Below are 26,712 nucleotides of genomic sequence, written 5' to 3' on the forward strand. Positions count from 1 at the left end.
CTTTTTGAGGTTATTTATTACCTATATTATCGCACAATCATTGTTTTACGGCAAGTTTGACCGCTATTTAAATACTCCCGGGATAGGATGGCTGCAGAACTTGCATTTGGACTTCTCTATATTGTTCTCCCGGATATCATAGACTTTTCTTTTGACCAGCGTCTTCTGGCAATTAGGGCAAAGGCTGTCATTTCCCCAGCTGTAAACATTACCTACATATACATATCTTAGGCCCGCGTCATAGCCCAGCTTCATAGCCAGTTTTAAGGTTTCTTCGGGCGTAGGATCCTGGGAAGTGAATTTATAATTCGGATAGAACCTGGATATATGCCAGGGGATATCCTTGTCCACTCCAGCCAGGAACTCCGCTATACTCTTTAACTCCTCAGGGGAATCATTGCTACCCGGGACAACCAGCGTAGTTACTTCAACCCATATATCCGATTTGCGCAAAAGCCTGATCGAATCCAGGACCGGATCAAGACTTCCACCGCAAAATCTCCTGTATGAACTTTCATTAAAGAATTTAAGGTCAACATTCGCCGCACTAAGATAGGGCTTAAGCATCCTGACCGCCTCAGCGCTCATATAACCATTGGTGACAAAGATATTGTGGAGCCCTTTAGCCCGGGCGAACTTGGCAATCTCCAGGGCATATTCAAAGAAAACAGTCGGCTCGGTATAGGTATAGGATATACTCTGGCAATTTTGCTTTATCGCGCTGGCCGCTATATCTTCCGGAGCAAACTCCTGGCCCCAGGGCACTGAGCCGTCTTTCAGCGAAACCTGGGATATCTCCCAGTTCTGGCAGAAGCTGCAGCGGAAATTACATCCGATAGCGGCAATAGAAAGACTTTTGGATCCGGGCAAGAAATGATAAAGCGGTTTTTTCTCGATTGGATCGACATTGGCGGCGATCACCTTGCCGTAAACATGGGTATAAAGCGTGCCGTCCAGATTCTGCCTGACCCCGCAGAAACCGAATTTCTGGTCAGGGATATTACACTGGTGGCTGCAGAGAAAACAATGGGCCTGCTTATTCTTTAATTTCTCATAGAGCAGCGCTTCTTTCATTTTTGCACCTCATCAAAATTTGCGGATCCTGTCATAGCATTAGGTCAGTGAGGACTGTGTCAGTCGCTCGAACAGTCCTCGACCTTCGGTCTGCGGAACTCGCTTGGTGACACAGTCCTCACTATCTTTATGGCAGCATCTCCTTATTATTTTCGGAAGTGCACAAAAACTCTGCCGAAATTCTTATCGTCTTTTTCTATTCGATGATACAGCAGTTTTATCTCCGGCTGCTGTAAGAAACGCAAAACGTGTTTCTTCAATTGCCCGCTGCCCTTGCCGGGGATGATCTCAACTAAAGTGATGCCTTTTCGCACCGCTTCTTCAATGACACGCTTAAGCTCAACATCAATTGCCCTTCCTTTATTAAAGATATCGTGCAGATCCAGCTTAATTTTTGCCATTATTCTTTACGCGCCTCTCCCCGAATATCCCAACCGCCCAGGCAACAAAACGGATAAGCAATAAAGTTAAATAAAGAATGAATATTTTAAAAATAAACGGTTTATTTAAAAAGCGAACGAATAGTCTAGACCGATAAATCGCCCCGGGATTTACACAACGCGATCCTTTTAAAGTAGCTTTAATGCCTGCCGTATCCATAAATTCCTTTATCCGTTTCTTAATAAGTTTTGGCGCTGGATTAAGCGCTTCTTCCATAAGCTCTTTAGAATTATAACCGCTGCGGATCTCCGGATATATATTTATAGTGCAAGTTTGCCCGTTAACAAACGCCAATCGATACTTTGGGAACACAATGGGTATTTGCGTAAAAACCCGCAGCAGTAAATACAACGCGATGCCCAGCCCTATAATTATCAATCCCTCTTTCGCGATTATCCGATTGATCTGTTTTTTATCCATTCGTCTCCTCTATTCCAAGACCCGGTCTTGCAAGCCATTGACGCCTAACAGTTTATCAATCAGAATTCATTTTATCCGAACTTATCACAATTTCTGATAAGTTCGGGGATCAAACAAATCTCCACTCAAATTTTGCGGAGTCCTGCTTATCGGCAGACAGGACCCGCAAAACTTTCATTGCGAGAAACCCGACAGATACATTTATAATCTATACTTCACCGATTCTTCATCGGGTATTGGCGCGGAGGATAGGATGCGCTCTTCTTTAAGCGGAAATTTACGGCAAATGATATCTATGGTCTCTTTTCCATTAAGATCGCAATAGCGGGCATTGATCCCGGCGCAAAGCTTGATCTGCTCTTCGGTCAATTCGCCCCTGGCTAATGCCGTCGGCCCACCGATATCCAAAGGCGGAAAAAATAAATGATCGCCTTCCTGGGCCAGCTTTTCGATCTCCTCATTATCCCGGATATCCCTGCCCACGACCAGCTTGACGCTATCGCTGATCCGGTAATGCCTGCCTAATTTCAGAAGCGCGACATTATCCAGATCATATTTACCGCGCTTAAACAGATCGCGCAGTCTCACCGCGAAACGCGGCTCGGTCAACAGGCATCCGCCTGCGGCATTAGGATAGTCGATCACCCCGATCATCACCGCCAGGTCGATCTGGGGCTTGCGCGACCTGCCGTTGAAATCAAATAATTTATCCCGGTCCACCCAGCCTTTTTGCTCGGGGAGGCTCGGCTCAAGCACTTTAGCGGATAACGGTCTGAGGATACAATCCTTTACCCCGGCATCCTCGGCGATCAAATTCAAGGCGCGGACGTGCTGAGACATCGGCCGCTGGCCCAAAACCTCTCCGGTGATCAGGAATGAAGCGCCCAGCTCCTGCATAAGCTCTTTGGCTTTCTTGAGCATAAGTATCTTGCAGTCAATGCACGGATTGACGTTGGCGCCGTGGCCGTGTTTAGGATGCCGGACGATCTGCAGGAATTCATCTCCCAACACTATGGTCTTCATCTCTATGCCCGAGGCGCTGGTAAGCGCTTCGGCAAAACTGGGGCCGGGCTTTTTCTGGCGCAAAGCAAAAGGTATTTTAAAATAAACCCCGATAACTTCAATACCCAGGTCCTTGACCACTTTTGCCGCCAGGATGCTGTCCAGTCCGCCGGAAATCAACGCAATAGCTTTCATTGTATTTTAAGTTATCGGTTATTTATTAGTTAGAATGCCAGGAACTTCTTGGTCAATGCCATAAAGGCAATACCGGCCAGGAAAGAAATGAACGCCAGGTTGGCTTTTTTAGTGTCCCGCTCTTTGTGCAGCTCCGGAATCAGATCGGAAGTAGCGATATAAATAAAGCCGCCTGCGGTCAGAGGCAGGATAAAACTGGAGAAGTGCGCTACTTTATCGGCTAAGAAATACCCGGCTAAAGCGCCTACCATTGCCGCCAAGGCGGATATAAAATTAAAAAGCAAGGCCTTAGCCTTGCTGAAACCACCGTAAACCAATACCCCAAAGTCCCCCAACTCTTGCGGAATCTCATGAAAAATCACCGCCAGAGTGGTGACAATTCCTATCTTTATAGAAACTGTAAAGCTGGCCGCGATGATCATCCCGTCCAGGAAATTATGGAACCCGTCTCCGACGAGATTAAGATAAGTGAAGCTGTGGACCTTGCAGACCCCGTGCTCGTGGCAATGCCGCCAGAAAAAGTACCTCTCCATCAGGAAGAAAATGATTATCCCGAGTATAACACCGTAAAAAACAGGAGTGCTCGGAGTTTCCTCCAGGACTTCAGGCAGTATATGCAGGAACGCGCCGCCGATAAGGGCCCCGGCGGAAAACCCGATCAGGTAGAACAGGATCTTTTGCAGCAGGTTTTCTTTTATTAAGAGGCTGAATATGCCTATAAGAGAAATAAGGCTGACTACTAATGTGCTTGCAAGTATCCAGATTAAAAGCATGGAAGGAACCTTCAGGCTGACAGACGCTAAACCTTTTTAAATAAAAGATTTACCCTAAATTGGGCTTTCTGCCTTTATTGGCTTTCTTGGAGCGCCAGTTAAGCTTTCCTCTGCGTTTTCTTTTACCCATCTTTAGTTTCCTTTTTAATTAATATTTGTAATAATTAGCCGGTATGGTCTGTGAAATATACCGGATCGCCTCAATGATACAAATGCGTATAGCTTTTTCCATCGGCGTATTCGCGTAAGACGACAACCCTCCGCCCAAAGCCCATCCGCCGAAAAACCCGGCCATAAAACCTCCCGAGACATCCGTAGCCTGGCCCTGCACCCGGGTAGCTGCCAGAACCTCAGAAGTCGCGGTGTCCACTATACGGATATCCAAGGCCATATGCGCTTTGTTCATCGAAGCGCCAAGCAGCCCTCCAAGAATACCGCTGCCTACTCCGCCGCCGCCGCCGATCCCGGCGCTTCCGCCGGACGCCTCAGGCTCGAACTCGGTCACCGCTGCGGTAATTATCAGATCCGCGGTTTTGATCTGGCCTCTTTGCGGACCGGCCCCCTGCTGGGCCGCGCCTGAAATTGATAATTCCTGTTCTTTCATTATCGCGTCCAAGACCTGCCGCTCGACTACCCGAAAACGATTACTGTTGACCAGCGCGGTTACTGTCATCTCTTTCAACCCCGAACCGATCTCGCCGGTAGCCTTGGCGGCCTTTACATCGAAATCAGCCACGGCAATGCGCGCCCGCGGACCGGAATAAGGAGGCAAAGGCTCAGCGCCCGCGTTATTATCCACTCTCGCGCTGGGCTGGGTCAACTGCTGCAATGTTTCACAGCCGGAGATCCCGGCAGTCAGGAAGATGCAAAATATAAAACCTAATATCCTCTTCATTATTAAACCCCCTATTGGGCCGGCTTTTGGTAAACTGCGGGATCGTCCAAATCAACAGGCTGCTTATTCAATATCATTATCACCTTGGGAGCCAGGTTTGAGGCGGCGCTGACCAGAGCTTCTTTCCCTCCGGTGATCACATCCAGATGAGCTGAATTGCCCGAAGCATCCAGATAAGCCATTATTCTTTTGTCTTTAACCCGAATAAGTTTAGCGGACAGATTGGCGAAACACGAGCGCATAGATGATTCAGGGACATTGCCTCCCGCGGAAGCCACTGCTTTGCCCAGCACTATGTAATCCGCTTTAGAATTGCTGCCTAACTTGACCGAAGCTTTATCCGACAGATCGACCATGCGAAAGGCGCGGTCCTTCTGTATGAACGATTCAAGCTCAGAAGGCTCTATTATGTCATAACCCTCTTCGATAAGCTTTGAAGCTATAACCGCTTCCGTAGCCGAAAGATCCACTTCACTCGCCCACCATCCGGTCCTGGGACCGTTTATATTCTGTTCGGCGATCATAAGTATGATCTTCGCCTTACCCTCTGCGGCAAACACAGAAGACAGGGAGAAACCGAAAATAACCGCAAAAATAAAAGAAATTATGGGTTTTTTCATTTTATCCTCCAGTTTTTATATTATAAGCTGCTTTCAGTTTATGTCAAGCAGATTGGGTATTTTCGACAGATCGGCAGCCCGGGGAATTATACGAAACGGTTTTTCGCGACTAAGCTCCTTGCGGCTGCTGGAACCGGTAGTTACCATAACAGTCTTGACCCCGGCCCTTGCCCCGGCCTGGCTATCGATCGCCATATCCCCTACATAAAGGCATTCTCCAGGGGTCAATGAAGCCCGTTTGATGATCTTATTAAGAATATCCGGATAAGGTTTTCCGCGCTTAAGCTTATCCGCGCAAAGCACCTGATCGAAATACTGCCTGATCTTAAGGTGCTTCATTAAAATAAGTGAAAAAGCGGTCGGCCGATTGCTGGCTACTGCCAGCATATAACCCTTTGCTTTGATCTTCTTCAAAAGCCGGAGCACTCCGGGAAAAAGCCGGCTTTGGATGATAAGGCTTTTTTTATGATGCCTGCGGTAAACCAATAACGCCTTCTCCAGAACTGGCTCCGGAACAAACGGTGCAAGCAGGTTCTTATCTCCCCAGCCTACTGCCTTACGGATAACGCCGGTTTTCTGGACAGGACAATTAAAACGCCGCATAGTGTGATTGAAACTGGAGTTAATGGCGGGATAGGCGTCGATCAATGTCCCATCCAGGTCAAATATAACAAGTTTCATCCCTCTATCAACCATCTTTCATCCCCATAAAAACAAAGACAGGATATTCTCCTGCCTTTGTTGTAATTCTGTGGTCTCAGGGCGCTGCGCCCTGGCGTTAATCTTCTTCGATATACTCCTCAGATTCTTCTTCAACAACCGGAGCCGAGGCAATAGTCGGGCTAACCGGGCCGACCGCGCTTACCTGGCCTTCGCTCGCCGGGGCCTCGATTACCGGAACAGCAGTGGCGTCGGAATCTACGGGGCTGGCCGGCCCTACCGCGCTTATGTCGCCGGGTCCGTCAACAACCCCTGCTGCCGGAGCCGGGGCATCAAAACTAGCCGGGCTGATCGGGCCTGTGCCCACTTTTTCCGGTATCAACTCCTGCTCTTCCACATCGCCGATATCCTCGATCTTTTCCACGCTGATATTCCGGGCGGAATTCCTACCGTCAGCGCCGATAACATAATCGATGCTTACCGTATCCTGAATCTTGATCTCCGCCAAAGACTCGCTGTTCTCAAACACCGTCTTATCATCAACGGACATAGTCATCTGTTTTTCCATATCCGTATCATAATCAAGGTATTTCACCGCAAATGACTTGGCATCCTGGTCTATGGAAACAACCTCTCCCCATATCCACTGTATCTCGGCCGCGGCATCCTGCGCGGAAAGTTGCTCCTGTTGAGCAAAAACAAAGCCCGTATTTAAAGATATTAAAAGACCGGTTATTACTGTTAAGATAACACCTGTTCTCTTATACATCACAGCCTCCTTTTGGATTTTTTGCAGTGTATCATACTTTACCATCGGTGTCAATCCAAAACAAGCGGTCAGTAACTTCGTTTATGCCATTCTTAAAAAATATTTTTAACGCGTGCTTGTATCCGGGAATAGATCCCTGCCGCGGCAAGTATCTTTACTGTCTCTCCGGCGGCAAAAGGCGCAACGCCGAGAATAAACGCCTGTAAAAAACTGTATCCGAAAAGCAGTTTAAGCCATAAGGCGCCGCAAAAAAATAAGACGGCGTCTCCCAGTAAGAATATCCCTGCTGTCGCCAAAAGGCTCATCCGCCCCGGTTTTAACGCCTTTCCGATAAATGCCGCGGCCAGGATAAACCCCAAGATGTATCCTCCGGTAGGCCCGGCCAGATAAAACAAACCGCTGCCTGTACCGGTAAACGCCGCCGCGCCGGCCACCCCCAGGACCAAGTAAGCTAACTGGCTCACCGCTCCCAGGCCCGGGCCCAGACACGCCCCGGATAATAGAACAAAAAATGTCTGCAAAGTTATTGGCACAGGCGTAAATGGCAGAGGTATGCGCACAAAAGAGGCTAAGCTCATCAAAACCACAAAAGCCCCCACGCCAAGCGCCCTATTCAAGTTCTTGCTTAATGACACTTCCCTGTTCAATGATATGTCCATTCCCCCTCCATAATTCATATTATATACCGATCAAAAAACGCTCATTTAGCCATCATTATTATACATACAAAAACCGGATAGTAAAGTATGAATACAAAAGGGCTGATAACCGCGCGTTTTAAAACGCATTGCGCCTGGTCATCAGCCCCATATGCCGCTACTGTCTGAATATTATTCCTTGGCTATAGCCAGGGTGATCACGCCAACCAGAATAAAGAACAACCCGACGCAACCCTTGATCAAAGCCAATAGATAAAAGCGGCCTTTTAAAGTAAGGTACGCGCCGAGGGCTAAGAACGCAAGGCCTAAAATCACCTTGAATGCCATAGCCGCCGCCTTCTTGCACCCGCATTCCTTTTTCCCCTGTTTTGCCTCGTCAGCCATCCCACCCTCCTTGTGTAGAGACACAACACCGACGCATATTCCGATTGCGTCGGGTGTCAGTTCTCATTACAACACCGACGCATATTCTCCGCCACGGGGCGGATACCGGCTTATTCCTATAAAGCCGGGTGCCGATTGCGCCGGGTGTCAATTCTCTTTCGGTCTGCTTTTCCATCTCCGGTGTATCCAGCTCCATTCCTGAGGATACCTGCGGATATAGGACTCGATTATTTTCGTTATCCTTTGAATATTGTTCACTATCGTCTCCGCCTCATCTTTGCCCTTGAGCAGATCTAAAGCCGGCTCGAACACTATCCGGTGCGTATCATCTTTCTGCCTGATAATAAAACACGGCAGGATCGCCGCGCCTGTTCTCTGGGCAAGGACCACCGGGCCGGTGGCAGTAGCCGCTTTTCTGCCGAAGAAATCCACGTATACGCCCGATGTCCCGAAATTCTGGTCAAGGGGGATCAACAAAAGCCTGTTCTCCCGCAAAGCCTTTATGGTATTCGCGACGCAGGCTGTACGGGGAATACTGCTTATGGTATTTATATCCAATTTCGCCCGGTCAGTTTCAAAAAGTCCCTCTATTTGACGGTTCTTCAGCGGACGCATGATCACGCTGGTCTTATATCCATCAATACTGAGTTTTGCCAGCATTAACACAAAATTACCGAAATGGCCGCTGACCAATATCACCCCTTTACCCTTTGCCAGCGCCTGATCAAGATGCTCTTGGCCTTCAATAGTGGAACTTGACCTTATAAACCCCGGCCTGCCTATGACAAAAGCCAGCTCTGAGGAGGACTTGGCCATATAAATAAAACAATCCCTGGCAATCTTTTTGATCTCTGCCGGGCTTTTAGTCTTTCCAAAAGCATGGCTAAGCCCCTCAAAAGCCACCCGTCTATGCCTGGCCAAGAGCCAATATCCAACAGTCCCAAGTTTCTCAGCGAACAAATACAGGTTTTTCCGGGATATATGCCGTATTATCAATGAGCAGGCGATTAACGCAATACTGCTGAGTATATTAGCGAAAACTCTTTTTATTTTCTTAAGGATCATCTTCTTATATGGGAATTACAATTTATAACCGATTTTGCGCAGAAGATCTTTACGCCAGGCCTTATCTTCAGGTGATTCCAGCCCGTCCGGCTTGCTGCCGTCCACTACCCCCAGGATACCCCGGCCCAAGGATGTCTCCGCCAGGATCACCTCAACCGTATTCGCGCTGGCGCAATAAATATTGCAGACCTCCGGAACATTCTTAATGGCATTCAATACATTTATAGGATAGGCGTCTTTGATCAGTATAATAAAGCTGTGCCCCGCTCCCAAGGCCAGGCAGTTTTCCCCGGCCAGCTGCTTCATTTGTTCGTCATTGCCTTCTATCCTGACTTTGCAACTGCCCGAAGCCTCGGAAAAAGCCAAACCGAATTTTATCCCCGGGACGCTGTTGACCATAGCTTCATACAAATCTTCAGCGCTTTTGATAAAATGACACTGCCCCAGTATGACATTAACGGTTTCCGGTTTGTTTATCCTGACTGTCTTTAATTCAAGCATTATCCTCTCCGCTTTTCCCCTATTTTACCACACAAATATCCCGGGTCAACTGCTTAAGACCGGCTATTGCCCGGATCTTTCCGCTTTTTCCATATCCTGCGACCGGTCCAGGCTTAAATCAATCCGGCTGAACAGGCTTTCGCCCGAAGGGAGTACAAGAAAGAATTTGTTGCAGGTATCGATAAAAACTTCGGCATTATCAAGTTCGAGATCCAGGATATGGCCTCCGGATGCGGCATCATTGGATAGAAAATGAAAATGATAACCAGGCATATTAACGCCTTTGACGTATTCCGGCATCCTAAAACCCACAATAGTCCCTGATGCCGACGCCAGGTCAAAAACCGGCTGGGTCTTGGTCACCTCCGCCAACGGCGGATAAGGTTTCTGTTGAACGGGGACACTGCGCGTTTTTACTCTGGAAAAATCGCCTTTTATCTTTATCGCGCAGAAGATATTTTTGTTGTGGATCTGCCCGTCTATTGCTTTTTCAAGGGCGGTAAGATCTGTTTTTCTGTTCAACGAAAAAACGACATCCGGCTTGAATTTAACCACCGAGGCGAACGGGCTGCGCAGACAGGCTCGCGGACGATAAACCTTGCCGTCCGCCTTTACCTGGTAAATCTTGCCGTCCAACAGGACCATTTCCCCATCCAGGCCTTCAAAAGTCCCTATCCCCAGGTCTCCCCGGCCGATCAACTCCTTACAACTGACCTGGCCGTCATAAGCTCCGGCAAGCAGGGCATCCAATGTAGAGAACTGGATAACAGTATTCCTGGGCAAACCACAGCAACCACAAAATCCGGCCGCCATAAAGAATAATATCAGGATCCCGTATCTACGCATATTTTCACCTCAAATAAATACACAACACCAATCCATACATCAACTTCCAGCTTGATTATACCTCTTCCGCGCTGTTTTTACAACGGGGAATTAGAGCCAAAAAAAACATTGCCAATACGGCCAAACGGCCTATAATCTGTTTTATGAACGGTTGCGATACCCCTGATACGCACTACCGCAGGATCCGAACTATCCTGATCTGGATACTGGCCCTTAATTGGCTGGTGGCCTTGGCCAAGATCATTTACGGGTTATTCAGCCGCTTCAGCAGTATGACCGCCGACGGGTTCCATTCCCTCGCTGACGGCACCTCAAATATAATCTGCCTGATCGGCATACATTTTGCCAGCCAGCCGACAGATAAAGACCACCCTTACGGCCATAAGAAATACGAAACACTGTTCTCCCTGGTAATAGCCGGCTTGCTTTTTTTCGTCTGTTTCAACCTGTTCAAAGAAGGCGTCGCTAAACTGCGCCATCCGGCTTATCCCGATATAAACCCGGTTAGTTTCTGCGTAATGCTCGTTACCCTTGGAGTGAATTTATGGGTAATGCGCTATGAATATAAAAAAGGCCGGGAACTGAAAAGCGACCTGCTCATATCCGACTCTTTGCATACCAAAGCAGATATCTTTATTTCGCTTTCGGTAATCGCCGCGCTGGTCGTCATGGCGTTAAAAGGCCCGGCGATAATCGACCCGGTCATAACCATCATGATCTCCCTGTTCATCGCCCACGTCGGATTCAAGATAGCCAGAGAAAGCGCGAGCATCCTATGCGATACGGCGGTGATAATGGATGACCGCAAGATATCCGATGTAGTGCTGAAGATAAAAGGAGTAAAAACCTGCCATAATATCCGCACCCGCGGCAGGCTTGACGACATACATGTCGATATGCACGTCCAAGTAAACCCGCACATGCATATAGACGACGCCCACAAGATAAGCGACACCATCGAAGAGGTTTTAAAAAAAGCTATCCCCGGGGTAACTGATGTGGTCGTGCATATGGAACCTTTGGAAAAACATTAAATACCCTTCAAGATGAACCACAGCCCGCAGCTGGCTACCAGCCCCATGATCCCGCCGAAATAAAACGTCGCCGCGGGCCCAAAGAATTTCCAAAGAAGCCCGGCCAATAAAGAAGCCGGCAAAAGCCCGATCCCCACCAATGTCGCGTGCAGGCCCATAGTAGTGGCTTTAAGGTCCTGCGGAGATATATCCGTTACCAGGGCTTTCTCCACGCCCTCTGTAAATCCCATATACATCCCGTAAACGCCGAAAAGCACCCAGAACATCAGCATAGACGTATTCAAAGCAAACCCCAGATAAACCGCCGCGTACATCAGGTAACCCAGGACCAGCACCTTCTTGCGGCCGATCTTATCGGAAAGCCGGGAAGCAGGATAAGTAAAAAGCACACGGGAGATATTGTAAACAAGGTAAAGCAGGATCACCGCGGGCAAGGGATTGCCCGCGTCTTTGGCTCTAAGTAAAAGGAACTGATTGGAAGAATTGCCCAGAGTAAATATAAAAGTAAATATCAGAAAAAGTTTTAACCTTTTATCCAAACTTTTCCACTGGAATTTTATCTTCGGCCTGGCGTTCTCTTTTACCCCGCCTTTTTCCTTTACCAGGAATAAAAACGCGACGCCCAGGAAAGCCGGTATCAAAGAAAGCAGGAATATATTACGGACATTCCCTTTATAATACACCACGAAAAAATATGCCAGGATAACCCCGCCTACCGCGCCTAACGCGTCCAGGCTGCGATGCAGTCCGAACGCCGCCCCCCTTTTTCCGGAACCCGTAGATTCGGCGATCAACGCGTCCCGCGGAGAGGTACGCACCCCCTTACCGAACCGTTCGATCATCCTGCCAGCCATGACTAAGCCCCAACTGCCGGCAAAATACAGGAATAATTTCCCGGCCGCGGAATTGGCATAACCGAAAATAGTGAACGGCTTGCGCTTCTTCAGTTTATCCGACCAATACCCGGAAAAAACTTTCAAAATGCTGGCGACGCTCTCGGCGATACCTTCGATCAAACCCAGGATAGCCGGGCTTGCGCCCAAAGTGCTGACCAAAAATACCGGAAGTATCGGATAGATCATCTCGCTGGAGACATCGGTCAAGAAACTGGTAATCCCCAGGATGATGATATTAAACATTCTTCCTCCTGTTTCTTAATACCACCGCTCCCAATAAACCCGCCAGGATCAGGATAAAGATATCGCCGTAACGCGTATAAAAAGTCAAACCATAACCCCCTGTCGATAAAAGCGCGGTTTTATGGCCATCAATGAAGATATTTCTTCCCCGGCCATCCCGGATAACATTAAATGCCTTCCCTTTTGGCGCAATAAATTCGGATATCCCGGTGTTCGCGCAGCGCGCCACAGGCACCCTGTTCTCTACTGCCCGGAACACAGCGCAAAGGCTGTGCTGAAAGGAAGCGGGTGTATGCATATACCAGGCGTCATTAGTAATATTCACCAGGAAACCGGCGCCCGCGCGGACAAAATTACGGGATAATTCCGGGAAAACATCCTCAAAACAAATCAATACCCCGAATTTGCTTTTTGCTTTGTTCGCGCCGGCGATGTCAAACAAGGTATATTCCCTCCCGAAAGATATCTCGCCGATGGGCACTATCGTATCCAAGAACGGCAGGACTTTGCGTAAAGGGATGTATTCGCCGAACGGCACAAGATGCAGTTTATCATACCTCTGTTCCAATATGCCTTGCCGGGAGGTCAAGACAGCGCTGTTATAATAAGAATTGCCCCGGAGAGTTACCGCGCCTAAAAGCAGCGGCAGGCTGTTTTCGCGGCAGAACTGCCGGACTATCTCATAATAAACCGGGTCTGCTTCCAATATCACCGGCAAAGCCGCTTCCGGCCAGACAACTACGTCGGGATTGTCCCGGACTGCCTTACGGGTGATATCCAGGTATTTATTGATTATGAAATCCTTGGTGCCACTGCTCCATTTCAATTCCTGGGGAATGTTGCCTTGGATGATCGCGACCTTAAATGAGTTAATATTTAACGGCTGGGGGCCGCGGTTTAATTTGTAGAAACCGTACGCGAATGCGGCTATCAGGCATAATATCGGAACAGATAATCCCTTGATCCTCGCGCTAACCGGCAGCCGCTCGCTTCCGGCAGACGCCCGCTTAACGCATACCGCGTAAATAGCGACGTTCGCCGTCAATATCAGGAATGAAACGCCCCATACCCCGGTAATATCCGCGATCTGGATGATCGGCAGGTTTAAGCATTGGCTGTACCCGGTCAATGCCCAGCCGAACCCGGTCAAAAGGTCGCTGCGCAGGTATTCCAAAATCACCCAGAAACCAGGGACCAGAAGTATTGCCGAATTCCGATGTTTAGAAAAGAAATACGCGCAGGCGGCTCCGAATACCCCCTGGTATAAAGCCAGGTACAAAAGCATAAGCGCAAGGCCAAGCCCGGTTACATAAGCCAGCCAGTAAACGGTCGCCAGCCAGAAAATAATCCCGCCGGCATAGGCGATCAAAAAAGCCTTAACCGGGGCTTTCCCGTCTATCGCAACAAATAAAGGAATAAAACCGAACCAGGAGACGAGCCAGAATATCCCGTTAAAAAATGGCAGGCAAAGCAGTATTGCGGAAAAAGAAGACAGAACAAAAGGATTAAAGACAAATCTTTTTATCACCGGCCGATAAACCAGCTGTTTTTCTAAGCGCCGCAGCATTTTTTATATTTCTTGCCGGATCCGCAAGGGCAAGGGTCATTTCTGCCCACCCGGGCTTGCGTCTTTTTTGCAGGAGCGTGCTTTTGCTGCAAACTATCCGGAGAAAAGTCGGCATTACCCGGGGGTTGGTCCTGGCGGGGATCCGCCGGACGGCCGGCTTCCGGATGAATCATCTCCTGGCCGCCGGAATCAAAAACGCCTTTGAACCTCGCGGTCCTGGCAGGCTGGAGTTTGAAGATCATCTCCAGGGACTCCTCTTCTATCCCGGCGATCATTTCGCTGAAACCCGTAAAGGCCTCGTTCTTGTATTCGATCAAGGGGTCCCGATTCCCGTAAGCGCGCAGGCCTATGCCCTCGCGTAATTTATCCATCGCGTAAAGATGATCTTTCCACTTGCCGTCGATCATCTGCAGAAAGACCATCCGTTCCATATCCCGCATTATATCCGAGCCTACCGCCTTTTCTTTTCCTTCGTAAGCCAGCATAACCGCCTTGAGCAGATCTTCTTTTATATCGGACTTCTTGTCCTCTTTAAAAATTTTCTGGTCCAGGGACAGGCCGAATTTCTGCTGCACTCCTTCGATTATACCGGAAAGATCCTCGTCTTTTATTTCAACCGCGTCTTCTTTGATATACTGATCGACTACCGCCGCGATGACCCTTTGGGCCATTCCTGAAATATCCTCTTTGAGCGAGATGCCTCCCAGCACAGCCCGGCGCTGCCCGTAAATCACCTCTCTCTGTTTATTCATCACGTTGTCGTATTCCAGAAGCTGTTTGCGGATCTCGAAGTTATGCTGTTCGACCCGGTGCTGGGCGGTTTCGATGGACTTGGAGATCATCCTGGCCATATGCCCATCTTTCAGGGTCAAAGGCTGGCCTTCGGTATCAAGGCCATCCAAAAGCTTCATTATCCATTCCGGGGCGAACAAACGCATCAGTTCATCGGAAAAAGAAACATAGAACCTGGACGATCCCGGGTCGCCCTGACGGCCGCAGCGGCCGCGCAGCTGATTGTCGATACGCCGGGCCTCATGCCGCTCCGTGCCCAGCACATGCAATCCGCCCAGCGAAACTACTTTTTCATGCTCCTGGCTGGTCTGAGCCTTATAACCGGCGAGGGTCTTTTTGTATTCATCGTAATAAAGAGGGTCTTCCGCGCCGAATTTCTGCCTGGCTATGCTCTTGGCGATGAATTCGGCGTTGCCGCCCAATAAAATATCCGTGCCTCTTCCTGCCATATTGGTGGCGATGGTCACGGCCTTATGCCTTCCGGCCTGGGCCACGATCTGGGCTTCCATTTCATGATATTTGGCGTTAAGCACCTGATGGGGGATGCCGCGTCTTTTAAGCATCCCGGAAAGCCTTTCCGACTTTTCTATGGAAATAGTCCCAACCAGGACAGGCTTGCCTTTGTTATAATTATCGGCGATCTCTTCGACCACGGCGTTGAATTTTTCCTCTTCGGTCTTATAAACGCAATCATGGTAATTAGCCCTGATCAGGGGCCGGTTGGTAGGGATGACTACCACGTCCAGCTTGTATATGGACTTGAATTCATTAGCCTCGGTATAAGCCGTTCCGGTCATACCCGAAAGTTTCTCATACATCCGGAAATAATTCTGGAAGGTGATCGTGGCCAAGGTCTGATTCTCCTGCTCGATCTTAAGCCCTTCTTTTGATTCTATAGCCTGATGCAGGCCGTCGGACCAGCGCCTGCCGGGCATCAGCCTGCCGGTGAATTCGTCAACTATTATCACCTGGCCATCCTTGACTATATATTCGGTATCCAGCTTGAAATATTCCTTGGCCCGCAGCGCCTGAATGGTATGGTGCTTGCATTCCATGGTCTCAATGCTGTGCAGGTCAGCCACGCCCCAAAGCCGGCCTGCCTTGGATTCGCCTTCTTCCGTAAGCGAAATAGAATGTGAATTTTCATCCGCCTCGTAATCATAACCCTTAGAAAGATCCTCGCCTTTATATTTAGCGTTGATCTTCTGGGTTTCGGTGATCCGCACGCCTTTTAACTGGTCGGCGATGCGCTTGGCGGTATAATATTTATCGGTTGATTCTTCGGTAGCCCCGGAGATGATCAAAGGGGTCCTGGCTTCGTCTATTAGTATGGAGTCCACTTCGTCGACTATCGCGAAATAGAATTCCCGCTGGACCATATCCTGGATCCGGTATTTCATATTGTCGCGAAGGTAATCAAAGCCGAATTCGTTGTTCGTCCCGTAGGTTATATCGCATCCGTAAGCCGCCTGCCTCTGCTGATCATCCAGGTCATGCTGGATAACCCCGACGCTCAGGCCCAGGAATTCAAAAACCGGGCCCATCCATTCGCTGTCCCTTTTCGCCAGGTAATCGTTGACCGTCACGATATGCACGCCTTTGCCCATAAGCGCGTTAAGATACGCCGGAAGAGTGGCCACCAGGGTCTTTCCTTCTCCGGTGGACATCTCGGATATCCTGCCTTCATGAAGCATTAATCCTCCGGCGATCTGGACGTCGAAATGCCGAAGGCCGATAGTCCTGCGGCTGGCCTCCCTGACCACGGCAAACGCCTCGGCGAGTATTTCTTCAAAGGCCTTGTTCCTGGTGAATTTAAGTTTATCCTTTAACCTGTCCCTCTCCTCCGGGATGGATATCTCGCCCAGCATATCCGATATGGAATTTATCTCCGGCTCGATCTGCGCGCTCTTTTTTGTTATATGCCCCTTGAACTTCGCGGTCATCGCTTTAAGTTCCTGGTCCGAAAGCCGCTCTATTTTCGGTTCCAGCCGGTTAACCATATCCACGGTCCTGGCCACCCGGGCCATCATATTCATCGAAGATATCGGCATATCCGGATGAAGGGTTATACTCACACCGGGATAATTTCTCTTGATCGCGTTCTGCTTGCTGTTCAGGCTTATTTTTCGGATAAATCCTAACATTGGAATGCCTTTTTATTTACCGGCGATCGGCGACTTCTGGCTTTTTAAGTATGCCTGGATGAACTCATCTATTTTGCCGTCCATCACCGCGTTAACGTTGCCGGTTTCATGTTCAGTACGGTGGTCTTTTACCATGGTATAGGGCTGCATGACATAAGAACGTATCTGGCTGCCCCATTCTATCTTCTTTTTTTCAGTCGCGTGTTTGGCCAGTTCCCGCTCTTTCTGCTGCTCTTTCAATTCATAAAGCCGAGCCTTTAATATCTTTAAAGCGGTCTGTTTATTCTGATGCTGCGAACGCTCATTCTGGCACTGGGCCACAAGCCCGGTGGGGGTATGCGTGATCCTCACCGCAGTGTCCGATTTCTGCATATGCTGCCCGCCGGCGCCCTGGGCACGGAACGTCTCAATAGCCAGGTCTTTCTCGTCGATCTCTATCAGGCTTTCTTCCCCCAGGTCCGGGCTGACATCTACCGAGGCAAAAGAGGTATGCCTGCGTTTATTTGAATCAAAAGGGGATATCCTGACCAGGCGATGAACGCCTCTTTCCGCCTTCAAATAACCATATACATAATCGCCCTGGATAAGGATGGTCGCGTTCTTTACCCCGGCCTCTTCTCCTTCCAGGAAATCTGCGGTTTTTACCTTGTAACCTTTATCCTCGGCCCAGCGGGTATACATCCTCAACAGCATGCTTGCCCAGTCGCAGGCCTCGGTCCCCCCTGCACCTGCATTAATGCTCAAAAATGCGCTGTTCCTGTCGCACTCGCCATTAAGCAAGGCGTAAAATTCTATCCCCGCTACTTCCTTCTCCAGAGCGTCGACGCCCTTGTTCAATTCATCGCATAACTGCAGGTCATCAGGCTTGAGGATATCCAAAAGCTCCTTAAGCTCTTCATACCGCTTGAATGCGTTTTCCCAGGGTTCAATCCCGGACTTCAGCGCTTTTAATTCTTTGACTGTTCGGGAGGAGTTAGAATCGTCGTTCCAGAAATCGGGACTGGACATTTTTGCGGACAGTTCGTCGATCTGTTTCTTCTTGTTATCCCTGTCAAAGATAACCTCTTAGATTCTGGATATCCCCGTATATAGCCGCAAGCCTTGCTTTCAAATCATCTAACATTTATTCCTCCGTTTATCTCGTTTTTATCCCTTTTAAAGCCAGGGCGAAATCATCTTTATTATCGGCGAAGCTTACTGCTTGTTCCTCGGTGATCTTACCGGCATTGACCATTTTTACCAGCGCCTGTTCAAAAGACTGCATACCGAAAACCTCGCCCTCTTCAATATATTTAGCCATATTCACCGCTTTGTTCTCGCGGATAAGCCGGCTTATGGTCGGGGTAAGCAGCATAACCTCCGCGGCGGGGACCCTGCCCGAGCCGTCCTTTAACGGGATCAACCGCAGGGATATCACCCCTTTTAAAAGCGAAGCCAGTTGGGAACAAACCTGGGGCTGTTGATGCGGGGGGAAAAAGTTAACGATCCTTTCCACTGTCTGAGAGGCGTTCACCGTGTGCAGAGTGCTCAACACCAGCACGCCTGTCTCGGCGATCGTGATAGCCGCCGCCATTGTCTCGGTATCGCGGATGTTGCCTATATATATCACATCCGGGCTTTGCAGGGTGAATGAACGCAAGGCCGTGGGATAAGACATCACATCCTTGCCGATTTCCCGCTGATTGACTATGGAATTCTTATCCTGGAACGTGCATTCTATCGGCTCTTCCAGGGTAAGTATATGCTTATGGCTGTTTATATTGATGTACTCAATAATACTGGCGATGGTAGTGGACTTTCCCGAGCCCATGGTCCCGGTCAAAAGGATCAGTCCCCGGCGCTCCATTACCAGTTTCTTAAGCACCTCCGCCGGGAGATTCAGGTCCTCCAGCCCTTTTATCACCGAAGGGATGCTGCGGATAACGATCGACGGCCAATTGCGCTGGCGAAAGATGCTCACGCGAAAACGGTGTTTTAATTCCGGGCAATAATAAGCGAATTCCAGGTCGAGATTTTTCTTGAAAAATTCCCGGAATTCCTCGGAAATAAGCTTCTGGAAGGTAAGGTCGATATCATCCACTGAAACGACCTGATCGGTAGCATTGACCACCTGTCCGTGAATGCGCATGCGCACAGTGCCCCCGGCGCGGTAAAACATATCCGAGGCGCCCTTCTCAATCATCATCTTCAAATAATCTATTATATCCAAAAACACCCCCCTGTTGTTTTTTATTATACCACTCCGCGGCTTTTTTCAGTAGGGAAAAATTCCATGTGCCTGACAAACATCAGCCTGGCCTGCGCGTCCGTTAATATCTTCTGTTCCCTATGCACTTTAACAGCGCCTTTTCTGAAGCCAAAAGCGCTCTTTTGCGTTCCCTGCCCAGGGCATAACCTCCCGGGCTATTGTCGCTTTTTATTACCCGGTGGCAGGGGATAATCAGTAGATACGGATTGTTTTTAAGCGCCTGCCCTGCGGCCCTGGCTGCACCCGGTTTCCCCGCCCTGGCAGCCACCCATTTGTATGTGCGCACCTGGCCGAAAGGGATACCCATTATTATTTTGCATACTTTCCAGGCCCAGGCGGTCATATTATTCCAGGATTTTTTTCTTATGCAAAAGGTGGTGGTATTTCAAGGCGAACCTATGCGCCTCATCCCTCACCCTGCGGATAAGGTTAAGTCCGGGGCTGTCCAATCTCATCTTTAGGACCTCTGAACCTCGCTTAGTATAAATGTTCTCTTCTTTTTTCGCTATGCTTATCAGCGCGAGGTCCAGCCCAAGCTTTCTTAACTCGTCTTCAGCAGCCAGAAAATGTTGTTTCCCGCCGTCAATCAGGACCAGGTCGGGCAAATCCCTTTTTTCCTCTTTTAACCGGCTGTACCTGCGCCGGACCGCTTCCCGGAGCATGCTGTAATCATCTATTCCAGAAACAGTTTTGATCCTGAACCTGCGGTAATTATCTTTATCCGGGGAGCCCTTATAGAAACTGACCATTGAGCCGCAGGCCTCTTTGCCTGAGATATTGGATATGTCGAAACCCTCTATGCGCAAGGGCAGATCCTTGATCCCGGATATTTTCTTCAGATCCTCCATCTCTTCATTCCCCGGGGCGAAGCCGCCTTTAGCAATTGCGCTCAAGGCGGAAATCTGGTCGCGGATCCGGCCGGCATCCTCGAACTTTCTTTCTTTTGAAAAGCGCTCCATTTTCAAAGCTAGGTTATATATCAGTTTTTCATACCGGGAATCCAAAAACATGCGGATATCTTCAATGATACCTTGGTAATCTTTTCGGCTGACCTTATCCGCGCAGGGCCCGGGGCAAAGTTTCAGCCGGTAATAAAGACAGGGGATTTTCGGCATACTCTTGCAGGAACGGAAACCGAATACCTGGCGGATGACCTTTAACGCCTGGCGCAAGAGCTGGGCGCTGGTATACGGGCCGAAGTACGAAGCGCTATCATTATCAGCCCGGGATTTCTGCCGGCAGATGGAGACCACCGGAAAATCCTCGCCTGATATCCGGATCAAAGGGAATGACTTGTCGTCTTTAAGGCTGATATTATACTGCGGCTGTTTCTCCTTTATCAACGCCGCTTCCAACAACTGCGCCTGTGATTCAGTGGGAGTAAGGATATGCTCCAAGCCGGCTATTTTGGCGACCATTGCCTGGGTCTTGGCGGAAAGAAAACGGCTAAAATAAGACTGCACCCTTTTTTTTAGGGATTTGGCTTTGCCGATATAAATAATCTCTCCGGCGGCGTCCTTGTAAATATAAACCCCGGGGAGGTCCGGCAAAGAATCGACTTTCGCTCTCAGGTTGCCTTTATCGTTCATGGCCGATTTACCAGTCCTAAGTCAGGTTCTGATAATAATTCATTATCGATCCCAGCGAGTTCTTTACCTGGATCGTCAGATAAAAGCTGATCAGGGCCACGATCACGCTGATAATTATTTTTTTATTCCGGCTGATGCGCGGGTTAAGCCAGAGTAACGGCAAGGCCAGAGGTCCGACGCACAAAAATGCCATTACCAGCGCGGCCGGCTTGAAATACCATTTTTCAGGCTGCTTCTTCACCAGCATCTCCTGACAATGTTTACACTTGATCGCCTCATCTTGGATCTCTTCCGCGCAAAAAGGGCATTTCTTCATCCGGCTACCTTCTTTCCAAAAGCCATTGTCTTTTCCCGGATACCCGGGATTTTCTTTACCTCTCCGGACTCGCCCGCATCAGCCACCAGCAGCGATTCGAATTTCATACTGCTATAATCCGCGGTTATAGCGAAAGGTTTCTCCAGGCTATCTAAACCTACGTCCTCAAAAGCGCTGGCAATCAAAGCCAGGGTCTTGCCTTTCAAAGGGGTTTCCATGGTATCCGCTTTATTGTCCCATTTGTATAACGAGAACATCCGGTCCATTATCAGTTTAAGCTGGGCGCTGGGTCCGTAAAAATAAAGCGGGGTTGCCATAATGATCGCGTCAACTTCCGCCATTTTTGCCAGCACCGGCCCGGCTTCATCATCGATAACGCATCGGTATTCTTTTATCTTTTGGCATCTTCTGCAAGAAACACAGCCGGTGGATTTATATTTCAGGAAAGCGGCATTAACAACCTCGACTTGCGCGCCTTTTTCCCGGGCGCCTTCGCAAAACCAATTAACCAGCATTGAGGTGTTCCCGTTCTTCACCGGGCTTGCGTTAATTACCAGCATCTTTTTAATCATACCCACCCCTATTCAGAAATTACAATTCAACAGGACCATGAACGGGATATTTTCCGAGTCGCCGTTATAATTTACCAGTCCTATCTGCAAACCCTTCAAAGAATCGGTCATATTTATAGCCCCGATCTGAACGCCGCTCACCCCCCGGGAATAATTGAACACCCCGATCTGCAATCCCGTCATTACCCCTTCGACATGATTGACGGCGCCGGTTTGAAATCCTGAAAAATTATCCTTGATCATATTCAATAAGCCGTCCTGATAACCAATGAAGCCTTCGCTTACATTGTTGATCGCTCCTAATTGCGCGCCGTGGACAAAACCATGGTCAAAATTAAACGCGCCTAATTGCACGCCGGTAAGATCGCCTTTCACGATATTGACCAACCCGATACCCGAGCCGACAAACCGATCTCCCGTATAATTAAGCAACCCGGCCTCCCAGCCGAATGACGAGCCGTCTACCCAATCCACCACTCCCAATTGCAAACCCGTCATATTCGATCCGGTCCTGGTCCAGCCGCTGGATAAAGAAAGCCCGGCCACCTCATTATCGTCATTAGTGAAAATAAGATTGACCCTTAATCCGTAAATAGGATCTCTTGCGGCAACCAATTGAATGGGGCTGAAAAGGCCTAACTGGACCGGCTTAGGCCCGTCCGCGAACGCCGCATTCCCCGTCCCGCACAAGATCACAAAACCCAGCAAAAATATTCTCCTGATCATGCTTTCTCCTTCTTATTTTACTTTAATCACTTTTATGTTTTAACAAAAAACTCGCCGGTCAAAAACATTTATTTATAATCCGTTGCCGCGCCGATAGTTGCCGGCAACGTCTACAGGGTGAGGGATAAGATTAAATCGCCGGCTTGCTCCCCTTAACCCAAACCGCCAGCTTGCGCATCTCCTCCACCTTGAGCGCGGAACACAATCCCGCGTAAGCAGCGACTCCGCAGACGATCGGGAACAATAGCTTAAAAGCGCGGTCCAGTAAATGATTATGGATAGCCGGGTCCAAACGCGAGGCAGAATAACAAACCGCGGCCATGCCTATGCTGGCCAGAATGACCTTAAGCGCCACAATGAAGAGAGGCCGGCAGTCAAAACCGTTGATCCTTTTTTGCAGGATGTAAAAAAGCGCGCAGAAACTGGTTATGCCGGAGATCGACGTGGCTAAAGCTATGCCGGATATCTTCATCGGGGATATCAGTATCGCGTTAAGGCCTACATTAATTATTAAAGCCAGGACGGATATTTTAGCGGGGGTTACCGTGTCCTTTAAGGAAAAAAAACAGTTCTGCAGCATCTTTACCCCGCCGTACGCGGCCAGGCCGATGCTGTAAAAAAATAGCGCGTCCGCGGTCATCCGTACCGAATGCAGGTCAAACCTTCCGCCGCCGAAAAGGTTTTTAACCAGGGGCCCGGATAAGACCATAAAAGCCGCTGAAGCCGGAACCATCAGGAAGAATATCATCTTCAAGCCGAAGTTCAGGGTAGCTTTCAGTTTTTCCCGATCCGGCTCTAAGGCCTGTTGCGAGAATGTCGGCAAGATCGCCTGGGAAAGCGAATTGCTGAATATGCCCAAAGGGAACTGGATCAACCGGTAAGAAAAATACAGCGCGGCTACCGCTCCTTCGCCCACGATAAACGCCAGGGAACCGAATATGGAATCCACAAAATTGTTCAAATGGTAGATCGCCGAACTGAACAGCCGAGGGGCCATCAACCCCCCTATCTGTTTTATTGCCGGATGCCCGAGATCCCTCTTGAACCCGAAACGGAAGCCTTTTTTATACAACACCGGTATCTGCACTGCCAACTGCAGCAGGCCTCCGACCAACACGCCGGCGGCCAGACCTTTTACGCCCTCGCCCCAGATCAAGGCGCAGGCGATTATGGAGATATTCAAAAGACAGGGGGAGAACGCAGGGACGCTGAAATGTTTCAGGGTATTAAGTATGGCCATGGCATAAGCGGCCAGGCCGATCAGTAATATATAAGGGAATACCAGCCGGGTCAAAAGTATCGTGGCTGCAAGCTTTTCCGGAGAAGCCGCAAAACCCGGGGCGATCAAACGCACCATCAGCGGGGCAAAAACCACGCCCAGTATGGTGACCCCGCAGAGAACGACTAAAATGACGTTCATCAGCACATTCGCCAGCGCCCAGAATTCTTCTTTGGTCCGTTTGACCGAATATTCGGTCAAAACCGGGATGATCGCGGCATTAGCCGCGCCTTCACCCAAAAGATCGCGCAGCAAATTAGGGATCTTAAAAGCGATAACGAATGCCTGGGCATAGATATACACGCCAAAAAGCCTGGCAATGACCATATCCCGGATAAAACCCAGAATACGCGAACAAAGCGTGGCAAAACCAATGACCCCCGCAGACCTGGCCAGGCCTTGATGGGATAGATTAGAGGTTTTATTTATTGACATGGATTTATAAGTATGCTATAAAATATTACACTTAAGGCCCCTCGCCTTGGCTGAAATATACGGATAAAACACGGCTCGGGGTTAAATTTTCATTGCTTCGCAACTCAAATTTAAGGAGAATAACATGCCTAATCGTAAAGCCGCGGTAAAAAGACTGCGCGTGGATAAAAAAAGACACCAGCGTAACCTTAAGATAAAGACTGAATTGAAAAAGGGCTTAAAAAAACTTCAGGCATTGTTAACCGCCAAGAATTCCGCCGAAGCTAAAACCTCTTTGGCCAAGGTCTTCTCTTTGCTGGATAAGGCCGCCAAGAAAAAGATACTTCACCCGAACACAGCAAACCGCAAAAAAGGGCGCTTAGCTAAGAAAGTCCTTAAAGCTGCATAAATTCACGATCAACCGTTCCAAAACAAAACCGGGATTCAACTTCCCGGTTTTGATTTCTATATCGCTTTGAAGAAGAAGCTTAATCCTTTTTTTTAGTTCCGCGGGGCTAAGCCCCTGCCTCTGCCAACTCGCCCGTAATCCCCCCAATATGCGCACAGGGTCTTCCCCGTCATCCAAAAGCTGTTTCAGGATATTCAAGCTGGCTGCCGCCTGTTTTGCTTCTATCTTACGGCTCAGGTCAAACACATTCAACTGTCTTGCTTCACTGAAACGCGCCACCTGGCAATAACCGGATATTTTACGGATGAATTCATCGTTCGCTGTTGTCCGTCCGGCATCAAGGACCAGAATTATCTGAGGTTGAGGGTTCTTTACGTAACCCGTCAGGAACTCTTTGGCGTCTGCTTTAAGTTCGCGGCAGTTGCGCACCACCACCACCCTGCGGGAAAGGTTTAAAGGAAAGAATAACAGTTTTTCCTGGAGCCCCTTAAGGTCCAGGTCTTTGGCGTATAATATGTCGAGATTGAATTCCTGGGTTTTTAAGGGGAGGGATTCCTGTTTTATCCTGGCCAAAACCGCGTCTTTGGAGAGATTATCTTCTCCCAGGAATAAATGCACAGAGTTTTCTTTTCTTACCATTGCTCAACTACGCGCTCGACTATCCTGCGGCAGAGGTCTTTTTCAGCGTCGCTGATAGCCGCATCCTCGGTCTTCATCTGTGCTCCGCTGACAAAATAAGTGGCTTCTCCGGTAAAATTCTTTTCTTCCCAGAGCAGCTTATTTTCCCTGTTATCCCACAGGCTTATATTAACTATCAGGTTCATCCGGTATTCCTGCGCGTTGTCGCTGGTATCGTACCTGAGGCCGTCCTTGCGGAATTCCAGGAGTTCGCCTTTCATCACCAGGTCAGCGGATTCCATGGACACCGGCTTTAGGTTGCCGTCAAAGAGGAAACGGTTGATCAGCGATTTGGTGACATCCGTATCCAGCATAGGCCGGTAAAGCTTATATTTATTCCCGGCGTCCATCTCCCGGGTAATATCGATCTTATTGACGAAAGGCGTGATATATATGGTCCTGTACTTGTCATTGATCAAGGAACGGGTGGTATAACCGCACCCCAGAAGCTCGGCGATGAAAAACCCCATAAAGGCTATGACGCAATAGCGCATATTTTTCATTTTTTGCTCTCCATTATCTCTATCCGTTCCAAAGCCTTTGCCGCCCACGCGCTGGTGGGATTTTTATTGATTATCTCCTCGTAATATATCTTTGCCGCGGTAAACGCCTTTTGTTTCTCATAGAAGCCGGCGATCTTAAAATTGCTTTCGGATTCTTTTTCGCTCAACTGCTGGATATTCTTCTGGGCCTCACGGGAAAGGGCGATGTCCGGATGTTCCTGGACGAATTCCTCGAATTTCTGCTTGGCCTCCTGGGTGGCGCCCTGATCATATTCCGCGGTCTTGGAAAGGCTGGCCCGGCTTGAGGCGATCTGGAATTTGGCGGCTGACGCCCATTCGCTTTCCGGGTAGATGGTAACTACTTTATTAAAAGCCTCTTCCGCTTCATCCAGCCGCAACAACCCTTTCAGGACCATACCCAGTTTATATTCCGCCTGGCTGGCCAAAGGGCCATAAGGCGCGTTCTCTACTACCTTGGTAAATATCTCGACAGCGGGATTCTCGACAAGGAACCCGGCGCCTTTCTTAGCGGCCTTGCCTCCGGCCATAAAGATCTCGCCTATCTTGAATTCCCGCTCGTTTATCTCGGCAATCCGCTCGGAAAAAGGATATTTATCGATCACCTTCTGATACGACTTGAACGCCGCATAGAGATTACCCTGCGATTCATCGATCAACCCCAGATAATACTGGCTCTCCGCCGCCTCAGCGGATTTAGGATAATTCTTCATCAATTTCCTGAATTCGCGCTTAGCCTGCTCGTGATTCTTCGCCTCATAAAAGGATTTAGCCAGGTCAAACTGGCCCTTGGGAGTAGCCTTGACCGAGGTCTTGGGATTTGTCCACTTGCCGGTCTTAGGCGTCCATATCCAGTAAGGATAAGCGCTTTCCACGCCCAATCCTAAGAAAATAACTATAAAAACCAAGAATATTCTTTTCATAATATTCTAAGTTAACACAGCGAAATAGCTTTGTCAATACATTCTCAAGCGGGTTCT

At 49.0% G+C, this 26,712-nt stretch carries 30 protein-coding genes; 2 read left to right on the plus strand and 28 right to left on the minus strand.

The genetic code is table 11. The features are described 5' to 3' along the window. Positions 1-63 precede the first annotated feature (63 nt). The 14 genes from amrS to budA form a co-directional block, all read right to left on the minus strand. Positions 64-1,074 (minus strand): AmmeMemoRadiSam system radical SAM enzyme, encoded by a 1,011-nt coding sequence (gene amrS, locus M0R35_01450; GenBank protein ID MCK9594326.1) that lies wholly within the window; start codon positions 1,072-1,074, stop codon positions 64-66. 146 nt (positions 1,075-1,220) lie between these two features. After that, positions 1,221-1,475 carry a Smr/MutS family protein gene (locus M0R35_01455; GenBank protein MCK9594327.1) on the minus strand — a complete coding sequence of 85 codons (255 nt, stop codon included), beginning with the start codon at positions 1,473-1,475 and terminating at the stop codon, positions 1,221-1,223. After that, a complete protein-coding gene (locus tag M0R35_01460) occupies positions 1,462-1,935 on the minus strand; it encodes a hypothetical protein (GenBank protein MCK9594328.1) in 474 nt (157 codons plus the stop codon). Before M0R35_01460 ends, M0R35_01455 begins: the two co-directional genes overlap by 14 nt. Before the next feature lie 201 nt (positions 1,936-2,136). Next, positions 2,137-3,132: a tRNA 4-thiouridine(8) synthase ThiI gene (locus tag M0R35_01465; GenBank protein ID MCK9594329.1), complete on the minus strand. Its 996-nt coding sequence runs from the start codon at positions 3,130-3,132 to the stop codon at positions 2,137-2,139. Between the two features lie 29 nt (positions 3,133-3,161). After that, on the minus strand, positions 3,162-3,905 hold the full coding sequence (locus M0R35_01470; GenBank protein ID MCK9594330.1) for a ZIP family metal transporter: 744 nt from the start codon (positions 3,903-3,905) through the stop codon (positions 3,162-3,164). A gap of 148 nt (positions 3,906-4,053) precedes the next feature. After that, entirely contained in the window at positions 4,054-4,800 is a 747-nt protein-coding gene (locus tag M0R35_01475) for a hypothetical protein (protein MCK9594331.1), read from the minus strand. Positions 4,801-4,811: 11 nt separating this feature from the next. Next, positions 4,812-5,420 carry a hypothetical protein gene (locus M0R35_01480; GenBank protein MCK9594332.1) on the minus strand — a complete coding sequence of 203 codons (609 nt, stop codon included), beginning with the start codon at positions 5,418-5,420 and terminating at the stop codon, positions 4,812-4,814. A 33-nt stretch (positions 5,421-5,453) separates the two neighbouring features. After that, positions 5,454-6,101, minus strand: a complete 648-nt coding sequence (locus M0R35_01485) for an HAD family hydrolase (GenBank protein MCK9594333.1) — start codon at positions 6,099-6,101, stop codon at positions 5,454-5,456. Between the two features lie 97 nt (positions 6,102-6,198). Continuing rightward, entirely contained in the window at positions 6,199-6,849 is a 651-nt protein-coding gene (locus M0R35_01490) for a hypothetical protein (protein ID MCK9594334.1), read from the minus strand. Positions 6,850-6,941: 92 nt separating this feature from the next. Further along, positions 6,942-7,508 (minus strand): biotin transporter BioY, encoded by a 567-nt coding sequence (locus tag M0R35_01495; protein MCK9594335.1) that lies wholly within the window; start codon positions 7,506-7,508, stop codon positions 6,942-6,944. A gap of 171 nt (positions 7,509-7,679) precedes the next feature. Continuing rightward, positions 7,680-7,892: a hypothetical protein gene (locus M0R35_01500; GenBank protein ID MCK9594336.1), complete on the minus strand. Its 213-nt coding sequence runs from the start codon at positions 7,890-7,892 to the stop codon at positions 7,680-7,682. A gap of 147 nt (positions 7,893-8,039) precedes the next feature. Further along, the gene (locus tag M0R35_01505) at positions 8,040-8,957 is read right to left on the minus strand and encodes a lysophospholipid acyltransferase family protein (GenBank protein ID MCK9594337.1); all 918 of its coding nucleotides are present in this window, start codon (positions 8,955-8,957) and stop codon (positions 8,040-8,042) included. A 15-nt stretch (positions 8,958-8,972) separates the two neighbouring features. Continuing rightward, complete coding sequence (locus tag M0R35_01510; protein MCK9594338.1) at positions 8,973-9,458, minus strand: adenosine-specific kinase; 486 nt, start codon at positions 9,456-9,458, stop codon at positions 8,973-8,975. Between the two features lie 63 nt (positions 9,459-9,521). Then, positions 9,522-10,304, minus strand: coding sequence for an acetolactate decarboxylase (gene budA / locus M0R35_01515; GenBank protein MCK9594339.1), 783 nt, complete (start codon positions 10,302-10,304; stop codon positions 9,522-9,524). Between the two features lie 143 nt (positions 10,305-10,447). On the opposite strand from budA, the gene M0R35_01520 reads away from it, so the two are divergent. Beyond that, a complete protein-coding gene (locus tag M0R35_01520) occupies positions 10,448-11,338 on the plus strand; it encodes a cation diffusion facilitator family transporter (GenBank protein MCK9594340.1) in 891 nt (296 codons plus the stop codon). On the opposite strand, the gene M0R35_01525 is transcribed toward M0R35_01520, so the two are convergent. The 11 genes from M0R35_01525 to murJ form a co-directional block, all read right to left on the minus strand. Then, a complete protein-coding gene (locus M0R35_01525; GenBank protein ID MCK9594341.1) occupies positions 11,335-12,477 on the minus strand; it encodes an MFS transporter in 1,143 nt (380 codons plus the stop codon). The genes M0R35_01520 and M0R35_01525 overlap by 4 nt on opposite strands. After that, entirely contained in the window at positions 12,470-14,044 is a 1,575-nt protein-coding gene (gene lnt, locus M0R35_01530; GenBank protein ID MCK9594342.1) for an apolipoprotein N-acyltransferase, read from the minus strand. Before lnt ends, M0R35_01525 begins: the two co-directional genes overlap by 8 nt. After that, positions 14,029-16,887, minus strand: coding sequence for a preprotein translocase subunit SecA (secA, locus tag M0R35_01535; GenBank protein ID MCK9594343.1), 2,859 nt, complete (start codon positions 16,885-16,887; stop codon positions 14,029-14,031). Before secA ends, lnt begins: the two co-directional genes overlap by 16 nt. A gap of 105 nt (positions 16,888-16,992) precedes the next feature. Further along, positions 16,993-18,103 (minus strand): peptide chain release factor 2 gene (gene prfB / locus M0R35_01540; GenBank protein ID MCK9594344.1). Its coding sequence is split into 2 segments (ribosomal slippage): positions 16,993-18,042 and positions 18,044-18,103, totalling 1,110 coding nucleotides; the frame shifts between segments, so codons are not numbered across the junction. Positions 18,104-18,115: 12 nt separating this feature from the next. Beyond that, complete coding sequence (locus tag M0R35_01545; GenBank protein MCK9594345.1) at positions 18,116-19,189, minus strand: PilT/PilU family type 4a pilus ATPase; 1,074 nt, start codon at positions 19,187-19,189, stop codon at positions 18,116-18,118. Positions 19,190-19,289: 100 nt separating this feature from the next. Then, positions 19,290-19,571, minus strand: coding sequence for an MGMT family protein (locus tag M0R35_01550; protein MCK9594346.1), 282 nt, complete (start codon positions 19,569-19,571; stop codon positions 19,290-19,292). Between the two features lies 1 nt (position 19,572). Continuing rightward, entirely contained in the window at positions 19,573-20,817 is a 1,245-nt protein-coding gene (locus M0R35_01555) for an excinuclease ABC subunit UvrC (GenBank protein ID MCK9594347.1), read from the minus strand. Between the two features lie 16 nt (positions 20,818-20,833). Further along, a complete protein-coding gene (locus M0R35_01560) occupies positions 20,834-21,133 on the minus strand; it encodes a zinc ribbon domain-containing protein (protein ID MCK9594348.1) in 300 nt (99 codons plus the stop codon). Further along, positions 21,130-21,705 (minus strand): flavodoxin family protein, encoded by a 576-nt coding sequence (locus M0R35_01565; GenBank protein MCK9594349.1) that lies wholly within the window; start codon positions 21,703-21,705, stop codon positions 21,130-21,132. Before M0R35_01565 ends, M0R35_01560 begins: the two co-directional genes overlap by 4 nt. A 12-nt stretch (positions 21,706-21,717) precedes the next feature. Continuing rightward, the gene (locus M0R35_01570; protein ID MCK9594350.1) at positions 21,718-22,431 is read right to left on the minus strand and encodes a hypothetical protein; all 714 of its coding nucleotides are present in this window, start codon (positions 22,429-22,431) and stop codon (positions 21,718-21,720) included. A gap of 130 nt (positions 22,432-22,561) precedes the next feature. Further along, positions 22,562-24,145 carry a murein biosynthesis integral membrane protein MurJ gene (gene murJ / locus M0R35_01575; GenBank protein ID MCK9594351.1) on the minus strand — a complete coding sequence of 528 codons (1,584 nt, stop codon included), beginning with the start codon at positions 24,143-24,145 and terminating at the stop codon, positions 22,562-22,564. 124 nt (positions 24,146-24,269) lie between these two features. Between murJ and rpsT the strand changes: the two genes are divergently transcribed. Then, positions 24,270-24,533 carry a 30S ribosomal protein S20 gene (gene rpsT / locus M0R35_01580; protein ID MCK9594352.1) on the plus strand — a complete coding sequence of 88 codons (264 nt, stop codon included), beginning with the start codon at positions 24,270-24,272 and terminating at the stop codon, positions 24,531-24,533. Here the strand turns inward: rpsT and M0R35_01585 are convergent. From M0R35_01585 to bamD, 3 genes are read right to left on the minus strand one after another with little or no spacing between them, the layout of a single operon-like run. Then, the gene (locus M0R35_01585; protein ID MCK9594353.1) at positions 24,504-25,172 is read right to left on the minus strand and encodes a hypothetical protein; all 669 of its coding nucleotides are present in this window, start codon (positions 25,170-25,172) and stop codon (positions 24,504-24,506) included. The genes rpsT and M0R35_01585 overlap by 30 nt on opposite strands. Then, complete coding sequence (gene lptE / locus M0R35_01590) at positions 25,166-25,714, minus strand: LPS assembly lipoprotein LptE (protein MCK9594354.1); 549 nt, start codon at positions 25,712-25,714, stop codon at positions 25,166-25,168. Before lptE ends, M0R35_01585 begins: the two co-directional genes overlap by 7 nt. Further along, positions 25,711-26,655 carry an outer membrane protein assembly factor BamD gene (gene bamD / locus M0R35_01595; protein ID MCK9594355.1) on the minus strand — a complete coding sequence of 315 codons (945 nt, stop codon included), beginning with the start codon at positions 26,653-26,655 and terminating at the stop codon, positions 25,711-25,713. The genes lptE and bamD overlap by 4 nt, the downstream gene beginning before the upstream one ends. Between the last annotated feature and the right edge of the window lie 57 nt (positions 26,656-26,712).

It is taken from the genome of Candidatus Omnitrophota bacterium (genome assembly GCA_023227985.1).
Classification (GTDB): domain Bacteria; phylum Omnitrophota; class Gorgyraeia; order Gygaellales; family Profunditerraquicolaceae; genus JALOCB01.

Bases quoted from the DNA above. Each gene is read 5' to 3' on its own strand.
- amrS (MCK9594326.1), bottom strand. From the start codon at position 1,074: ATGAAAGAAGCGCTGCTCTATGAGAAATTAAAGAATAAGCAGGCCCAT.
- M0R35_01455 (MCK9594327.1), bottom strand. From the start codon at position 1,475: ATGGCAAAAATTAAGCTGGATCTGCACGATATCTTTAATAAAGGAAGG.
- M0R35_01460 (MCK9594328.1), bottom strand. From the start codon at position 1,935: ATGGATAAAAAACAGATCAATCGGATAATCGCGAAAGAGGGATTGATA.
- M0R35_01465 (MCK9594329.1), bottom strand. From the start codon at position 3,132: ATGAAAGCTATTGCGTTGATTTCCGGCGGACTGGACAGCATCCTGGCG.
- M0R35_01470 (MCK9594330.1), bottom strand. From the start codon at position 3,905: ATGCTTTTAATCTGGATACTTGCAAGCACATTAGTAGTCAGCCTTATT.
- M0R35_01475 (MCK9594331.1), bottom strand. From the start codon at position 4,800: ATGAAGAGGATATTAGGTTTTATATTTTGCATCTTCCTGACTGCCGGG.
- M0R35_01480 (MCK9594332.1), bottom strand. From the start codon at position 5,420: ATGAAAAAACCCATAATTTCTTTTATTTTTGCGGTTATTTTCGGTTTC.
- M0R35_01485 (MCK9594333.1), bottom strand. From the start codon at position 6,101: ATGAAACTTGTTATATTTGACCTGGATGGGACATTGATCGACGCCTAT.
- M0R35_01490 (MCK9594334.1), bottom strand. From the start codon at position 6,849: ATGTATAAGAGAACAGGTGTTATCTTAACAGTAATAACCGGTCTTTTA.
- M0R35_01495 (MCK9594335.1), bottom strand. From the start codon at position 7,508: ATGGACATATCATTGAACAGGGAAGTGTCATTAAGCAAGAACTTGAAT.
- M0R35_01500 (MCK9594336.1), bottom strand. From the start codon at position 7,892: ATGGCTGACGAGGCAAAACAGGGGAAAAAGGAATGCGGGTGCAAGAAG.
- M0R35_01505 (MCK9594337.1), bottom strand. From the start codon at position 8,957: ATGATCCTTAAGAAAATAAAAAGAGTTTTCGCTAATATACTCAGCAGT.
- M0R35_01510 (MCK9594338.1), bottom strand. From the start codon at position 9,458: ATGCTTGAATTAAAGACAGTCAGGATAAACAAACCGGAAACCGTTAAT.
- budA (MCK9594339.1), bottom strand. From the start codon at position 10,304: ATGCGTAGATACGGGATCCTGATATTATTCTTTATGGCGGCCGGATTT.
- M0R35_01520 (MCK9594340.1), top strand. From the start codon at position 10,448: ATGAACGGTTGCGATACCCCTGATACGCACTACCGCAGGATCCGAACT.
- M0R35_01525 (MCK9594341.1), bottom strand. From the start codon at position 12,477: ATGTTTAATATCATCATCCTGGGGATTACCAGTTTCTTGACCGATGTC.
- lnt (MCK9594342.1), bottom strand. From the start codon at position 14,044: ATGCTGCGGCGCTTAGAAAAACAGCTGGTTTATCGGCCGGTGATAAAA.
- secA (MCK9594343.1), bottom strand. From the start codon at position 16,887: ATGCCGATATCTTCGATGAATATGATGGCCCGGGTGGCCAGGACCGTG.
- M0R35_01550 (MCK9594346.1), bottom strand. From the start codon at position 19,571: ATGACCGCCTGGGCCTGGAAAGTATGCAAAATAATAATGGGTATCCCT.
- M0R35_01555 (MCK9594347.1), bottom strand. From the start codon at position 20,817: ATGAACGATAAAGGCAACCTGAGAGCGAAAGTCGATTCTTTGCCGGAC.
- M0R35_01560 (MCK9594348.1), bottom strand. From the start codon at position 21,133: ATGAAGAAATGCCCTTTTTGCGCGGAAGAGATCCAAGATGAGGCGATC.
- M0R35_01565 (MCK9594349.1), bottom strand. From the start codon at position 21,705: ATGATTAAAAAGATGCTGGTAATTAACGCAAGCCCGGTGAAGAACGGG.
- M0R35_01570 (MCK9594350.1), bottom strand. From the start codon at position 22,431: ATGATCAGGAGAATATTTTTGCTGGGTTTTGTGATCTTGTGCGGGACG.
- murJ (MCK9594351.1), bottom strand. From the start codon at position 24,145: ATGTCAATAAATAAAACCTCTAATCTATCCCATCAAGGCCTGGCCAGG.
- rpsT (MCK9594352.1), top strand. From the start codon at position 24,270: ATGCCTAATCGTAAAGCCGCGGTAAAAAGACTGCGCGTGGATAAAAAA.
- M0R35_01585 (MCK9594353.1), bottom strand. From the start codon at position 25,172: ATGGTAAGAAAAGAAAACTCTGTGCATTTATTCCTGGGAGAAGATAAT.
- lptE (MCK9594354.1), bottom strand. From the start codon at position 25,714: ATGAAAAATATGCGCTATTGCGTCATAGCCTTTATGGGGTTTTTCATC.
- bamD (MCK9594355.1), bottom strand. From the start codon at position 26,655: ATGAAAAGAATATTCTTGGTTTTTATAGTTATTTTCTTAGGATTGGGC.